General features: G+C 38.7%; 18 protein-coding genes. 10 read left to right on the top strand and 8 right to left on the bottom strand.

Annotation, left to right across the window (positions count from 1 at the left end; genetic code table 11):
- The first annotated feature begins 19 nt into the window (after positions 1 to 19).
- Positions 20 to 1,543 (top strand): aminotransferase class I/II-fold pyridoxal phosphate-dependent enzyme, encoded by a 1,524-nt coding sequence (locus BIV20_RS15400; protein ID WP_242939765.1) that lies wholly within the window; start codon positions 20 to 22, stop codon positions 1,541 to 1,543.
- Here the strand turns inward: BIV20_RS15400 and BIV20_RS15405 are convergent.
- The 4 genes from BIV20_RS15405 to BIV20_RS15420 form a co-directional block, all read right to left on the bottom strand.
- A complete protein-coding gene (locus BIV20_RS15405) occupies positions 1,540 to 2,274 on the bottom strand; it encodes an energy-coupling factor ABC transporter ATP-binding protein (protein WP_075717551.1) in 735 nt (244 codons plus the stop codon). The two genes, BIV20_RS15400 and BIV20_RS15405, sit on opposite strands and share 4 nt — an antisense overlap.
- 1 nt (position 2,275) lies before the next feature.
- On the bottom strand, positions 2,276 to 3,079 hold the full coding sequence (gene cbiQ / locus BIV20_RS15410) for a cobalt ECF transporter T component CbiQ (protein ID WP_075717553.1): 804 nt from the start codon (positions 3,077 to 3,079) through the stop codon (positions 2,276 to 2,278).
- On the bottom strand, positions 3,076 to 4,065 hold the full coding sequence (locus BIV20_RS15415) for an energy-coupling factor ABC transporter permease (protein WP_075717555.1): 990 nt from the start codon (positions 4,063 to 4,065) through the stop codon (positions 3,076 to 3,078). Before BIV20_RS15415 ends, cbiQ begins: the two co-directional genes overlap by 4 nt.
- 144 nt (positions 4,066 to 4,209) lie before the next feature.
- On the bottom strand, positions 4,210 to 4,926 hold the full coding sequence (locus tag BIV20_RS15420) for an HAD family hydrolase (protein WP_075717557.1): 717 nt from the start codon (positions 4,924 to 4,926) through the stop codon (positions 4,210 to 4,212).
- 102 nt (positions 4,927 to 5,028) lie between these two features.
- On the opposite strand from BIV20_RS15420, the gene BIV20_RS15425 reads away from it, so the two are divergent.
- From BIV20_RS15425 to BIV20_RS15445, 5 genes are read left to right on the top strand one after another with little or no spacing between them, the layout of a single operon-like run.
- Positions 5,029 to 5,643 carry a guanylate kinase gene (locus tag BIV20_RS15425; RefSeq protein ID WP_075717559.1) on the top strand — a complete coding sequence of 205 codons (615 nt, stop codon included), beginning with the start codon at positions 5,029 to 5,031 and terminating at the stop codon, positions 5,641 to 5,643.
- A gap of 24 nt (positions 5,644 to 5,667) precedes the next feature.
- Entirely contained in the window at positions 5,668 to 6,108 is a 441-nt protein-coding gene (locus BIV20_RS15430; protein ID WP_075717561.1) for a YaaR family protein, read from the top strand.
- A gap of 22 nt (positions 6,109 to 6,130) precedes the next feature.
- Positions 6,131 to 7,120 (top strand): DNA polymerase III subunit delta', encoded by a 990-nt coding sequence (gene holB, locus BIV20_RS15435; RefSeq protein WP_075717563.1) that lies wholly within the window; start codon positions 6,131 to 6,133, stop codon positions 7,118 to 7,120.
- Between the two features lie 3 nt (positions 7,121 to 7,123).
- Entirely contained in the window at positions 7,124 to 8,032 is a 909-nt protein-coding gene (locus tag BIV20_RS15440; RefSeq protein ID WP_075717565.1) for a PSP1 domain-containing protein, read from the top strand.
- A 27-nt stretch (positions 8,033 to 8,059) separates the two neighbouring features.
- Positions 8,060 to 8,797, top strand: coding sequence for a tRNA1(Val) (adenine(37)-N6)-methyltransferase (locus BIV20_RS15445; RefSeq protein ID WP_075717567.1), 738 nt, complete (start codon positions 8,060 to 8,062; stop codon positions 8,795 to 8,797).
- Between the two features lie 8 nt (positions 8,798 to 8,805).
- On the opposite strand, the gene BIV20_RS15450 is transcribed toward BIV20_RS15445, so the two are convergent.
- A complete protein-coding gene (locus BIV20_RS15450; RefSeq protein ID WP_075717569.1) occupies positions 8,806 to 9,402 on the bottom strand; it encodes a VanZ family protein in 597 nt (198 codons plus the stop codon).
- A gap of 21 nt (positions 9,403 to 9,423) precedes the next feature.
- Positions 9,424 to 9,798, bottom strand: coding sequence for a hypothetical protein (locus BIV20_RS15455; RefSeq protein WP_075717571.1), 375 nt, complete (start codon positions 9,796 to 9,798; stop codon positions 9,424 to 9,426).
- A 168-nt stretch (positions 9,799 to 9,966) separates the two neighbouring features.
- Between BIV20_RS15455 and BIV20_RS15460 the strand changes: the two genes are divergently transcribed.
- Genes BIV20_RS15460 through rsmI form a run of 4 tightly spaced genes read left to right on the top strand, consistent with a single transcriptional unit; the run spans position 9,967 to position 12,173 of the window.
- Positions 9,967 to 10,344 (top strand): PadR family transcriptional regulator, encoded by a 378-nt coding sequence (locus BIV20_RS15460; protein ID WP_075717573.1) that lies wholly within the window; start codon positions 9,967 to 9,969, stop codon positions 10,342 to 10,344.
- Positions 10,316 to 10,735, top strand: a complete 420-nt coding sequence (locus BIV20_RS15465) for a hypothetical protein (RefSeq protein WP_075717575.1) — start codon at positions 10,316 to 10,318, stop codon at positions 10,733 to 10,735. The genes BIV20_RS15460 and BIV20_RS15465 overlap by 29 nt, the downstream gene beginning before the upstream one ends.
- 55 nt (positions 10,736 to 10,790) lie before the next feature.
- Positions 10,791 to 11,303: a hypothetical protein gene (locus BIV20_RS15470; protein WP_075717577.1), complete on the top strand. Its 513-nt coding sequence runs from the start codon at positions 10,791 to 10,793 to the stop codon at positions 11,301 to 11,303.
- A gap of 27 nt (positions 11,304 to 11,330) precedes the next feature.
- Positions 11,331 to 12,173 (top strand): 16S rRNA (cytidine(1402)-2'-O)-methyltransferase, encoded by an 843-nt coding sequence (rsmI, locus tag BIV20_RS15475; protein ID WP_075717579.1) that lies wholly within the window; start codon positions 11,331 to 11,333, stop codon positions 12,171 to 12,173.
- A 30-nt stretch (positions 12,174 to 12,203) separates the two neighbouring features.
- Here the strand turns inward: rsmI and BIV20_RS15480 are convergent, their stop codons facing one another.
- Both BIV20_RS15480 and BIV20_RS15485 read right to left on the bottom strand, forming a co-directional pair.
- Positions 12,204 to 12,827, bottom strand: coding sequence for a GTP pyrophosphokinase (locus tag BIV20_RS15480; RefSeq protein ID WP_242939766.1), 624 nt, complete (start codon positions 12,825 to 12,827; stop codon positions 12,204 to 12,206).
- A gap of 106 nt (positions 12,828 to 12,933) precedes the next feature.
- On the bottom strand, positions 12,934 to 14,754 hold the full coding sequence (locus BIV20_RS15485) for a DUF885 domain-containing protein (protein WP_158024893.1): 1,821 nt from the start codon (positions 14,752 to 14,754) through the stop codon (positions 12,934 to 12,936).
- Positions 14,755 to 14,766 lie beyond the last annotated feature (12 nt).

Raw genomic sequence — 14,766 nt, forward strand, 5'->3', positions numbered from 1 at the left:
TGGTAAAAGTCAATTTTGTATGACATTGTTTCTAACTCGTGATATAATGAGCGCAAGCAATGACCGAACATTGAAAGGAACCATCATGAATCATAACTTTGAACAAGACATTTACTTAGATAAAAAATTAGCAACCCTTGAGAACTCAGATTACTACCCGTTTCATATGCCGGGACACAAACGGCAAAGCATTGATTTTCCCAATCCCTACAAAATTGACATTACGGAAATTGACAGTTTTGACAATCTCCATCACGCAGAAGGAATCTTACAGGAGGCCCAGAAACGTGCTTCTGACCTCTATCATACAAAGGAAACCTTTTACCTGATTAACGGAAGTACCTGCGGTATTCTAAGTGCTATCAGCGCTGCCTTACCAAGAGGTGGTACTCTTCTTATGGGAAGAAACTGCCACAAGGCAGCATATCACGCCGCTTTTCTGCGTCAGCTAAAAACCATTTACCTAATGCCTGCCATGACGGATTTTGGTATTATGGGCTCTATTCGCCCTCAGGACATTGCTGATGCATTAGAAAAAAATCCGGATATTCATGGAGTATTTCTTACCTCACCTACCTATGATGGTGTGGTATCCGATATCCGTACCATTGCAGAAATTGTGCATGCACATAACCTCCCTCTGATTGTAGACGAGGCACACGGTGCTCACTTTAGATTCGCTGAGGAATTTCCTATCTCTGCACTAGAATGTGGTGCAGACATTGTTATCCACAGTGTACACAAAACGTTACCTTGTTTTACACAAACAGCACTGCTGCATGTGAATTCCGACCGTGTTCCCTTAAACTCTATCAAAAGTTTTCTAGGAATCTATGAAACAAGTTCTCCGTCTTATTTACTAATGGCTTCGATAGAACAGGGACTTCGCACTATGGCAGAACAGGGCGCCGAACTTATGGGAAACTTTACCCGATTACTGACAGACTTTTATACTCAGGGAAAAAAACTAAAGCACCTTTCTGTCTTTACCAGTGACTTTTGTAATCAGAATACTTGCTTTGACTGGGATTTTTCTAAAATTTTGATTTCTACTGAAAACACCAACTTAAATGGGCAGAAACTTTATGACATATTAAGAGAAAAATATCATATACAGTTGGAAATGGCTTCCGGTCATTATGTGACCGCTCTTACCAGCGTTATGGATACTGCCGAGGGATTTGAACGATTGATTGAGGCTTTGTTGGAAATTGACCGTGATATTGACTGTAACAGTAACGGAAAAACTTCATCAGAGAACGCTGTCCTGACTTGTCAAGAACTCTATCGTATTCCTCTGCAAAAGCTTACTCTAAATGATGCTATAGAAAAAGCCTACGACACCATTTTGCTAAAAGATGCCGCAGGCTGTATCAGCCGGGAATATATTTATCTGTATCCTCCGGGAATTCCACTCATCACTCCCGGTGAGATTATTACTACAGAACTTATTGAAAATATAGCGTTATGCAAAATGCAAGGATTGTCTGTAGAAGGACTAGCCGATATGCAAGGTGAAAAAATTCAGGTGGTAAGAGATTAGCGCCGCTGCATCCCCAGCGGCAGCTCCAACCCATTTTCTTCCAACAATTTTTGATTTGACAATATCTCTTCTGTCTTTCCATCTGCTACAATTTTTCCATCTGCCAACAGGATGGTCCTCTCACAGGTATCCAATATCATATCCAAATCATGACTTGTAATGATTTTCAAATGAGAAAATTCATTCAAAATCCGAATTAGATTTCGTCTATTTCTTGGGTCTAATGCAATAGACGGTTCATCCATCAAAATAATATCCGGGGTCATGGAAAGAACCGTTGCAATGGACACCAGCTTTTTCTCTCCTCCGGACAACTTATAAATCTGCCGTTCCTTCAAATGTTCAATATGAATCCGGGAAAGTGCATGCTCCACTCTTCGCTGAACTTCCTCTTCCGGCAACCCATAGTTACGAGGCGCAAAGGCAATATCTTCATAAGCCGTTGACATAAATAACTGGCTATCCGAATCTTGAAATACATACCCGATTTTTTCCCGCACCTTTGCCAATGTTTCCTTCTGAACCGGAATCTCTTCTACCCGAATACTTCCATCATATCCTGTATTTAATCCTACCAGCAATTTTAATAAGGTAGATTTTCCAGCACCATTGGCACCAATGAGTCCGATAGATTCCTGCTCCGTTGCTGTAAATGTGATATTTTCTAATATGTTTTTCCCTTTTTCATATCCAAAGGAAACACCTTCTAATTCTACTTTAATATGACTCATCTTAGCCAGTCACCATCCTTCCTACTACTGTCATCACCGGTACTACCCGAAGAAAACTTAAAATTATCAACCATATAATCAGATACAAGTAGTCTTTTCCACATGCCTTCCTTCTACCCGGATAATAAAATTCTCCTTGATACCCTCGCAAACACATACTCTCATATATCTCTCCGGCGCGGTCCATGCTGCGTAGCAGAAGCTGTCCTGCCAAGGAGCCCCATACCTTATAGTGAACTCCCTTCTGATTCGGTGCCCGTAAGGAATATGCCTGAGTCATGCGATTTACTTCACCCAGTAAAACCGTGATATAGCGGTAGGTCAAAAGTATCTGCGTTACCAGAATTGCAGGAATATGTAATAGCCGCATGGCATAACAAATTTTCTCAATGTTGGTAGTAGCTATGAGAATATAAGAGGCCAATACACTGAAAATCCCCTTCATCATCAGGGTAATCATAGATATCATTCCTGTGGTGACGGTAAAAGCCCCTACCTCAAAGAGTGGTGTCTTATCAAAAAACGGATTAAAAATTCCCACAAAGCACACTAACGGCAGAATAATTCTAAGCCGTTTGAGACTATCCCGAAAAGATAGTTCCGTTATGTTAAATAAAACAATTGGATAAATCACCATTCCCGCAAGCCCGATGATGTTATATTTATCAAAGGATACTACCAGCACGATATAATAAATCGTAAGAACGAATTTAACCAGTGGATGAACTCGGTTCACCCACTGGTCTCTTTCCGCTAGTTGATCCATCGTATGAATTTCATAAATTGCACTGTCTATTTTACTCATGATACCTTTCTCTTTCGGAAAAATCGAAATGCATAACATGCACCTACACAAACCGCGATTACTACTACTCCTCCCACAATACCGGAAAATGTGGTTCCAAGTGTACTGTCTGAATTCTTGAATGCATAGTCCGGTAAAAGTGCTGTTTTCTCTTGAATATCTGCCGCACTATCATAGACATCGCTATCCGCTTCTAACTCTGTAGAACCGGTTATCTTTTCAATGGACCACTCCAATCCATCCGGATGAGAAGAAGCAAACAAAGATACGCCTCCTCCGATAACAACTGCTGCTACAAATAATGCTACAATCGTTCCCTTTAAAGACATGCGACTTTTCTTTTCCTGCGAACTCTGTAAAAGTTCCGGTCTTGCCTCATATACAAAGAGAAGTACCGCTGCTGTAATCAATCCCTCTACCAATCCGATTGCCAGATGAATTGGCTGCATCGTTGCCACAAATGTAGTAAATGGAAGTTCTGTAATACCGGAAACCAACGTTTCTAATGTCACACTGAATGCACCAAACTGCAAACTCAACATACATCCAATGACGGATGCCACTATGATTTTTGCTCTGGACATTCCCTTCTTCATCATCGGACGCCAAATGAGAAACGCTCCCAGAAAGCACCCGTAAAATGCCATATTCCAGATATTGCATCCAAGTGCCAGCAATCCTCCGTCTGCAAATAAGAGACATTGTATCAACAACACTCCTATCATCGTAAGGAAAGCCGCATACGGTCCTAATAATGCAGTGAGCAACATACCGCCACACAAATGTCCGCTAGAACCGGTCCCCGGTATGGTAAAGTTAATCATTTGAGTTGCAAACACAAACGCCCCCATCACACCCATTACCGGAATCTTCTTTGGGTCATCGTCTTCTCTTACTTTCTTAATAGAATAAGCTGCTGCCGCTGCCGAACAGGCATACATGGTTCCTGCTACTGCCGGAGCAACTAAAGCATCTGCCATATGCATACTCATAACCTCCTCTTTTGTTCCATTTTTCTCCCAAAAAACAAATAGCGTCATCTTGATTTTTCTAAGATAACGCTACTATAGCACATGAATTTTTACAATTTAAGCCCCTTGGGGGGTTATTTTTTTATTTCTTATAAATATTTATAACATCTCCATGAGCTTTTTCATATCCATCTCTTCCAAGAAATAGGTACTATCCGGCTCTCCCTTCAATTCCGGTGACAAATTAGAATGAATATAAAGAGAATCCATTCCTAATTCTTTTGCTCCTGCAATGTCGGTCGTATTATCATTTCCAATCATCAGACATTCCTCGATATTAAGCTGATGTTTATCTATCAGCATCTGATAAAACTTTGTATCCGGCTTCTTACACTGACAACTGGAAGAAATAAAAATATCATCAAAGTATGGTGTCAATCCAAGATACCGCAGTTCATAAGAAGTAAATATGTCCTGTGCATTAGACAACAGATATACTTTTTTTCCTTTTTTATGTAACAGTTCTAACATTTCCTTGGTACCATCATATACCTTTACATACTCCATAGAAAGGATTCGGAAAAACTGTCCCGCATGTACCGCCAGCTCCATATCTGCCTTTACGCCCTTTTTCTCAAATAGTTTCTGGAATACATATTCCAACTCAATCTCCGGATATGCCTCTTGTGCATAATTATTTTCCTCTTGTGCTACCATTGCAGAATAGCTCTCTTTCAATTCCTCCGGTTCATACATTGCACCGTAGAATCCATAAAAAAATGATAATTTTTCCCACAATTCTGCTGTCCACTCGTCCGTATGAATATCTACCAGGGTTCCATACAAATCAAAAATGTAATTTTTATAGTCTTTCATACTTCTCGCTCCTTGTAAAATTGTAATTCTTATATTATACTAGTAAAGTGTATTATACCACAATTACGAAATATGTATATACTAATTATTTAAGGAACAAATATGGGAAAAATATTTTGTTTAATCGGAAAAAGTTCCTGCGGGAAAGACACTTTATATAAACGTATTTTATCAGAAGGAAACCTCCCCTTAAAAACTTTGGTTTCCTACACTACACGCCCCATCCGAAGCGGTGAAACAAATGGTGTGGAATATTACTTTTTATCAGAAGATGAATTAGCGATTCTGGAGCAAGAGGATAAAATCATTGAGCTGCGTGCTTACCACACAATACACGGCATCTGGAAATATTTCACAGTAAATGACCACCAGATTGACCTGGCAAAAAATGATTATCTGGTCATCGGTACACTGGAATCCTTTCAAAAACTTCAGGAATACTTTGGCAGCGACCATCTGGTCCCGCTCTACATCGAGGTAGATTCCGGCGAACGCCTACAACGTGCATTGACCCGGGAACGCCTTCAACAGGAACCGAAATACGCTGAACTATGTCGCCGTTTTCTGGCAGATGAGTCTGACTTTTCTCCGGAAAAACTTGCACAGGCAGGAATCACAGATATTTTTCACAATGATGATTTAGATGAATGTCTGTCAGAACTGATTTCCTATATTCGAAAAAGACTTTGTTTTTCAGATAAAAAAGCCGATATATAAATCATAAGAAAGGCAGGTGACTCCATGGATATCAAAGTAAATCAGGTAAATACCACCACTCAGGTAGATACTTCTCAGACCGTAGAAAAAAGCGACGGTACCTTTAAGTTTACACTTGCAAGTCACATTGAAGAAGCTGAGTTACAGGAAAAACTCAACGGATTGATGGAAGACATCACCACGCAGGGAGAAAAACTAGCGGAACATATGGATATCCGCGATATGAAGAAATACCGCGAACTGGTAAAAGACTTTTTAAATGAAGTAGTAAACCGTTCACATAAGTTTTCCAGAGAGAACTTTTTGGACCGCCGTGGACGCCATCGTGTCTATGGCATCGTAAAACTGGTAGATAAGAATCTGGATGACCTGGCCAGCGAGCTGGTAAAGGACGAAAAGGATCATCTTACCATTTTAAGCAAAGTCGGAGAGATTCGTGGACTTCTTCTGGATGTTTCCACCTAACCCAATAGAGAGAGGGATTAATATGGCAGGATTTTCAAGCATTATCGGACACCAACAGATAATTGAACATTTACAGAATGCTATTTCCATGGATAAGGTAAGCCATGCATATATTTTTAACGGACCGGAAAAGTCCGGCAAAATGATGCTGGCAAAGAGTTTTGCCATGGCACTTCAATGTGAAAAACACGGCACTGACGGATGTATGGAATGTCATTCCTGCAAGCAGGCACTTTCCAACAATCACCCGGATATCATTTATCTTCATCATGAAAAGCCTAACACCATTTCTGTAGATGACATTCGTACACAGATTAATAATGATGTAGATATAAAGCCTTATGCTTCTCCGTATAAGGTCTATATTATTGATGAAGCAGAAAAAATGAACCCACAGGCACAAAATGCTCTTTTAAAAACCATTGAAGAGCCGCCTGCATACGTTATTATCCTGCTTCTTACCACCAATGCAGATTCTTTTCTGCCAACCATTCTTTCCAGATGCATCACGCTGAACCTGAAGGTGGTTCCGGATGATGTAATCCGAGAATTTTTAATGAAAGACTGTCAGGTCCCGGACTACAAAGCTGATATTTGTACTGCTTTTGCCCAAGGTAATGTTGGAAAAGCAATTCAGCTGGCAAATTCTGAGGATTTTAATGAGATAAAAGCTTCTGCGATTCAGTTATTGAAGCGAATTAAGGACATTGAACTTTATGAAATGATGGAAGCTGTAAAACAAATCGGTGAATACAAGCTTTCTATCAATGATTATTTTGACATCATGACCATCTGGTTTCGTGATGTGTTGCTATACAAAGCAACTTCAGATGTAAACTCCCTTATTTTTAAGGATGAGGTTTATGATATAAAATTGCAAGCAAGTAAAAGTTCCTACGGAGGAATCGAGACCATTATCGAGACTCTGGATAAGGCAAAGCGCCGACTCAATGCCAACGTTAATTTTGACCTGGTAATGGAATTATTACTGCTGACTATAAAGGAGAATTAAAACATGATAAAAGTAGTTGGAGTCAGATTCCGTACTGCCGGAAAAATCTATTATTTTGACCCACAGAAATTTGACCTGACCACCGGAAGCCACGTTATTGTGGAAACCGCCCGCGGGGTGGAGTTCGGAACAGTCATTATTGCTCCAAGAGATGTAGATGAAGAACATGTCATCCAGCCTTTGAAGCCGGTCATCCGTATTGCAACACTGGAAGATGAAAAAATAGAAGCAAAAAATCGCGAAAAAGAAAAGGATGCTTTTAAAATCTGTCTGGAAAAAATCCAGAAGCACCAGTTGGAGATGAAACTGGTAGATGCAGAATATACCTTTGATAACAACAAATTATTATTTTACTTTACCGCAGATGGACGTATTGACTTTCGTGAACTGGTAAAAGATTTGGCTGCGGTATTCCGCACTCGTATTGAATTACGCCAGATTGGTGTCAGAGATGAAACTAAGATTTTAGGTGGCATCGGCATCTGCGGACGCCCATTATGCTGCAATACCTTTTTATCTGAATTTGCACCGGTTTCCATTAAAATGGCGAAGGAACAGAACCTTTCCCTGAATCCCGCCAAAATTTCCGGTGTATGTGGCAGACTGATGTGCTGTCTTAAAAATGAAGAAGAGACTTATGAATACTTAAATAGTCGCCTTCCAAGTGTAGGAGACTATGTTACCACCGATGACCATCTGAAAGGCGAAGTGCAGAGTGTTAGTGTTTTACGCCAGACAGTTAAGGTTATTGTAGAATTAGATGATGAAAAAGAAATCCGTGAATATAAGGTAGATCAGCTTCGTTTCAAACCAAAGCGTAAACGTGACAATGTAAAGCTGTCACAGGAAGAATTGAAAGAGTTGGCAGCTTTAGAAGATAAAGGCGGTTCTAAACTTGACGATACCAAGTAAAGTACTTCACATAAATAAGGAGTTATTATGTCAGTCACCTTATTAGAACAGGAACGGTTGGACGAGCTTCACCGTAATGGCTACCGTATTATTCAGAATCCTGCTAAGTTCTGTTTTGGCATGGATGCAGTTTTACTTTCCGGATTTGCCAATGTAAAACCGGGAGAAACTGCCATTGACCTTGGAACCGGAACCGGAATTATTCCTATTTTATTGGAAGCAAAGACCAAGGGAGAACACTTTACCGGATTGGAGATTCAACCGGAAAGCGCAGATATGGCAAGACGCAGTGTAGCCTACAACCATCTGGAAGATAAGATTAACATTGAAATTGGAAATATCAAAGATGCTTCAGCACAGTTTGGAGCATCTTCTTTTCATGTGGTAACCACCAATCCCCCCTATATGACCGGACAGCATGGACTTACCAATCCCAATGAAGCCAAAGCCATTGCCCGTCATGAGATTCTTTGTAATCTGGAGGATGTGATTCGTGAAAGCGCAAGACTTCTGAAGCCCAACGGACGTTTTTACATGGTACACCGCCCGTTTCGTCTGGCAGAAATTATGAGTCTGATGCACCAGTATGGACTGGAGCCAAAACGTATGCGGTTGGTCTATCCTTTTGTGGATAAAGAGCCGAATATGGTACTGATTGAGGGACTCCGTGGTGGGAAACCACGAATTACGGTGGAAAAACCCCTTATTGTGTATAAAGAACCAGGGGTATATACAGATGAGATTTTTGAGATTTATGGGTATTAGCATACTACTTACACACTTTTTGACGCCCCAAATATTCCACGTAACTTTTCAGGAAATATGGTAAATTTCTTTTCTATTATTCTACAAACTACAAGACATAATATGCCCCCTACTACATTAAAGATAATATCATTAATATCTGCTACATGCGATGGGCATAATGTAATACGATTTATGATATACTGCGTTACCTCTATTCCTATACTAATAAAAAAAATTCCCAGAATAATTTTTTTATTTGAGTACCTCTTTTTTGAAAACCACACCAACATAACAACTATCGGTGTAAGTAGGATAATATTTCCCACCAACTGAACAATTCCCCAAAAAGAATAAAAGTACTGCTCGATTCTTGAAAATGGAATATACTGTATTACTAACGCCGTTTTGGAAAACTCCTCTTTTAATTGCTCCGAGGTACTATTATTCCATATACAAATTGGTAAAATTGTGACTTTTATCAACAATAAATAATAAAGTTCTGATAACATCCAATAGAAAAAAGTATGAAATTTTTGTCTTTTTCTATAAATAATATAAGAAATTATTAGAACTATAGCATACAATACTATAAATGTTGGTAAATGCAAGTCAATTATTTTCATCACTATACTCCTCTTCCATAATTAATCCCAAGTAAATGATACATTTCCTTTCCACCTTGTCCCAGCAAAATTTCTTAACCATACTTTTCGTTTTTCTGAACTATTAAAAGATACCTCACTTTCTTTTACAGAAGACGTCGATTCCATTGGTCCATCCCATCCATACCAATACTTTTTTGCCCATATAACACCCATACTACAATCTGGTGTCCCTTGTGTTGGGGTAATGTGAACGGTAACTATAGATTTTGGTTGTATATACCTTGAGAAGACCCCTCCTGTCATATCATATGTAGATGAATAACTACCTGATGCCGCAAAAACCGACATTGGAATTACAAAAATACAAAATCCTCCTATAATTGTCGTTACAATACGTTTTTTAATTCTTTTCATTACTCATTTCCTCCTACTCTTTTTTGTGCTAAAACTTCATCCCTTAATAATTACGTAATCTATTTGCATTATCACATACTTATATATCTTTGTCAATAATATATTTTTATTCTAGGTATTGATTTATAAATACTTTCAGCGCATAATATCACCGTATGAGGTGCTATTATGAAAACATCAAATTTGATATCAAATTACAAAAAAGCAACAATTGAAATGATGCTGTTAAAGCTTTTATCTGAACAAGACATGTATGGCTATCAGCTTTCACAAGAATTAAAAAAACGCAGTAATCAGAATTACACCATATTGGAGGGCTCCATGTATCCCATTTTGTATCGTCTAACAGATGAACAATATATTTCTTTTTATGAGAAAAAAGTCGGTGTTCGGCAGACGCGTGTTTATTATCATTTAGAGGATAGCGGACGTACTTACTATGACGGACTACTTCAATCTTACCGTGATTTTTCTGAACTGATTCAATTTTTACTAGATTCTACCGAGGGGGATATTTATGAAAAAGAAATTAACATCAAAGCTTAAACGATACTATAAACAAATTAACTCTTATATTCCCAAAAACTATCCTCATAGACAGGAAATTATTTCTTCCATTCATCAGGATATTACTTCTTATGTATCAGAACATCCTGATATTTCCTATGAGGGCATTATTGAACATTTTGGAACAGCGGAGGAAATGACTCTTTCTTTTGCAGAATCACTTTCTCTGGAAGATATTGTTTTAACTTCACGCAAGCAACACAGAATTCATGTTATTTTTCTTTCTATAGCACTTGTTTTTTTATGTGTCTTTACTGCTCTAATTACCTATTACTATTTAGCAATAAAAACTGATCCTGTCAGCATAGATGAAACAATTATCATTTATGAAGAAACAGAAGTAGATGAAGAAGATTCTGTTCTTAAGTAATTCACAATTGTTGAATTTTATACTCAAAACTAATATTTATATGAAGGAGGTTTCTATGAAACGTACATTCACATTACTTTTCTCGTTTTGTTTACTTTTTAATACCTATCTTCCATTGGAAGCAAAAACCCCTGACACTTCTACTGTCACTTCTACATATACTGAATATATCAATGATGACCTATATGCAGAAGTAGAACTATGCATTACTTCTGAAAATGATAATACATTTTCTACCTATGGTTATTCAAGAACAACTGCTTCAGTATACGCTTCTACCAAACAGCGGACTGCTTCCAAAACATACAATATAAAAAACAGTTCCGGTACAACAATTGGTTCTTATACATTAACCGGAACCTTCCAATACAATGGTTCTTCCTCAGCCTGCACAAAAGCTTCTTGTTCTACTTCAGTTTCTAACTCTAATTACTATTTCAGCAGTAAATCTGCTAGTAAATCAGGAAATACTGCAACAGGTTCCTTTACTTTTGTCAACCCCCTTACTGGAACAAAAACTATAAAAACACTGACGCTAAAGTGCAACGCTGACGGAACTATTCAATAATAGTGAAACGCAAGGAGAACACACACCATGCAGGGAAAATTATACTTATGCGCAACACCTATCGGAAACTTAGAAGACATTACCTTAAGGGTGCTACGAACCTTAGAAGAAGTTGATTTGATTGCGGCAGAGGACACCAGAAATTCCATTAAGCTGTTAAATCATTTTGAAATAAAGACACCCATGACCAGCTATCATGAGTTCAATAAAATAGAAAAAGCCTACCAATTGGTAGACAAAATGAAGTCCGGGCTTAACGTGGCACTCATTACGGATGCCGGAACTCCGGGAATTTCGGACCCTGGTGAAGACTTGGTGCGTATCTGCTATGAATCCGGCATTGAAGTTACTTCTCTTCCGGGAGCGGCTGCATGTATTACAGCACTGACACTTTCCGGTCTTCCTACCAGACGTTTTGCCTTTGAGGCATTTCTGCCAAGGGAGAAAAAGGAACGTCAGACCATTCTGGCTTCTCTGGAAAAAGAAACACGCACCATTATCCTCTATGAAGCGCCTCATCATCTGAAGAAAACACTGGAGGAACTTCATGAAGTTCTGGGAGACCGCCCACTTACGCTTTGTCGTGAACTGACAAAACGCTATGAAACCGCTTTTCAGACTACCCTTTCCGGTGCCATTTCCTATTATCAGGAAAATGAACCGAAGGGAGAATTCGTTCTTGTCATTCAGGGAAAACTTCAGGAAGAGCTTATACAGGAAGAACGGGAAGCTTGGGAAGAACTTTCCCTAGAAGAACACATGGCTCACTATGAGAAGCAGGGGATTTCCAGAAAAGAAGCTATGAAGCTGGTGGCAAAGGACAGGGGAATTTCTAAGAGAGAGGTATATGCGGCATTGCTGTCTGAATAAGAGTTATTTAAATAGAGGCTACCTGAAAACTCAGATAGCCTCTATTCTTTTCCTTAATTCCAACACTTTCCTATCAATTTCCTCAATAGCATTGGCGTATTCTTTTAATTCTTCCCCGATGCGTCGTGCCTCTTTATTTTCCTTTTTATACTGAAGCTGGTAATCCAGTCCCGCCCAGTAATCCATTGCCGCAGTACGCAACTGCAACTCCATTTTCACCCATTGGGTTTCTCCCTGAAGAGAGATGGGGATTTCCAGAATCAGATGCAGACTTCGGTACCCCGACTTTTTCGGATTCTTGATATAATCCTTTTCCTTAATTACTTTTACATCTTCCTGGGCATACAACATTTTTACGATCTCGTACAAATCGTCTGTATAAGTACACACAGCTCTTACCCCTACTAAATCATTTATCTTTTCCTGTACGGTTGCTATATCTTCCGACAATTCCTTCCGTTTTAATTTTGCCTTAATACTGTCATAAGACTTGATTCTGTTGGTCTTACTGTGAATCACCTTACGATGATACCGCATTCCCAAGTCTGCATCTATGATTTTCAATTTCGTATTTAATAAACTAATGGCGCATTCGCTTTTTACGATAAAATCTTCATTTTGCAGATACTCCTGCAATGACATCTTTTCTTTCAAATTTTAATCCCTTCCCAACCATTTATTTTCCTCTTTCACTTTATCCTTTCCCTTTGTATTTTACTATCACAATTTGTAAACTAGCGGTAAATATCCCGTAAAACAGTTAGTTCTCCCAATATTTTGACAAGTATTCCCTTAAAATAGGAAACGGTGCATTTCCCATTTTCATCAATGCCTGATGAAACTTATAGTTGCTGTAATTTTCCCCGTAGGTTTCCATAGCATATTCTTTTAAATTTAAAAACTCCAGATATCCAATATAATATTTCAAATAGTGTGCCGGCTCTTCTACTATCAACTGATATATCTTTGTGATGGCTTCTTTATCTGTAATCTTATAGGTTCCGAAAAAATCAATAGTATCCGCCAGACTCCATCCCTCATAATGAATTCCCATGTCTGTGGTAGCATACAGGCTTAACAGCGCAGATTGATTTTTTTGCAAAAACGCTGCCAAATCCTTATCAATGTCGGCATAATAATAAGACATCATCTCCACATAAGTTGCCCATCCTTCCGCATAACCGTTACTTCCAAACAGACTCCGTATAGGTTCCAGACCACAGCTTCTTTCCATTACATTTTGGTAAAGATGTCCGGGAAATCCTTCATGAGCAAGCGTTGTATATAACTGCATTTTCTCATAATGATTAGAGCCATTGATGTAAATAGAGTTTTGTGAAATATCATCAATGGGCGGTGTCAGATAAAATGCCGGTGCTGTATATTTCTCCAGTGACGGATGAACGAACTTTATGGTAAAGGAAGTGTCTGGTGTTGCCGGAAAGTCCTGTTGCATTTTTCCTTGAATATCCTCAAGAATTTTGGTAGGATCTTCTGTGGGAATACTATAATCAGCAGATTTTTTTGCAATACCCGGATTTTTCTTTAATAGCTCTGCCAATTCTGACATATCCTTTGAACGCTGTTTTTCTGTCTGCTTCTGCATCTCTTCTACGGACATGTCAGAACCCGTGGTACAGGCTACCAGATATGTATAATAATCCTTTCCATTTTCCAGATAACAAAGTCCCTGACTGTTTTTTCCGGTATCTTTTAGTGCTTCTATTTCATCCGCCAGCTTATTATATGCAGGTATTATCTGTTGGGTTACCAGTTCTCGATTCTGAATCTTATATTCTTCTGCCATTTCCGGACTAATTTCCTCCATAGCATCCACTCTGTCATCAAAGGTAGAAAGCATATAATTATCTTCCGGATTTTCCGTAAAATTCCGACACTGAGTAATTACATCTTCTGCTGCAAACTCTGACATGAATAATCCTTTCTGTGCCTTCTTTTTTTCAAAATTCACAATACCGGAAAAATAATCCGGGGTACAACCAAGAAGTTCTAAATAATCCTTTACATCTTGTTCATCATAAAAAGTATACTCTGCCAACAATACCGGAAGCTGCGATTGAATTCCTGTGGTAGGCTTCAATGGTTCTTGATAATAATTGTACTTTTCCGCAGATACTTCCTCCTCAATAAAGTCCATCATGATATCATATGTCATCTGCTGAGGTATGGTTAATTCTTCTTTTTCGAAGTTCTTCAGATTATATTTCCAATTTTCCAGAATAGCAGATGCCTCCACGGTCTGTTCTGAAGTGGCTTGACCATAGGTAATTTGATATTCTGTAATACCATAATTCTCCGGATGTGCCAAAGTATAATGCATATTTAAGGTACTAGAAACAATTTCTGCCTGAAATACCTGTTCCAGATAATCCGAAAAAGCTTGCTGTACTGCTGTCTTGGATTCCTCTTTTTCCTGCTGCGGCTGATTTCCATTGCTTTGACTCTTCTGTATTTGGTCACTTTCTAAAAAATCACATGCTGCTGTTAACGAAAAAGAGACTGCCAGTAAAAATACCAGCAGTCTTTTTATTGTTTCTGTTAATTTATTTCTTTTCTTCATAATAATATCCAT

This window comes from Roseburia sp. 499 (assembly GCF_001940225.2).
Lineage (GTDB): Bacteria > Bacillota > Clostridia > Lachnospirales > Lachnospiraceae > Petralouisia.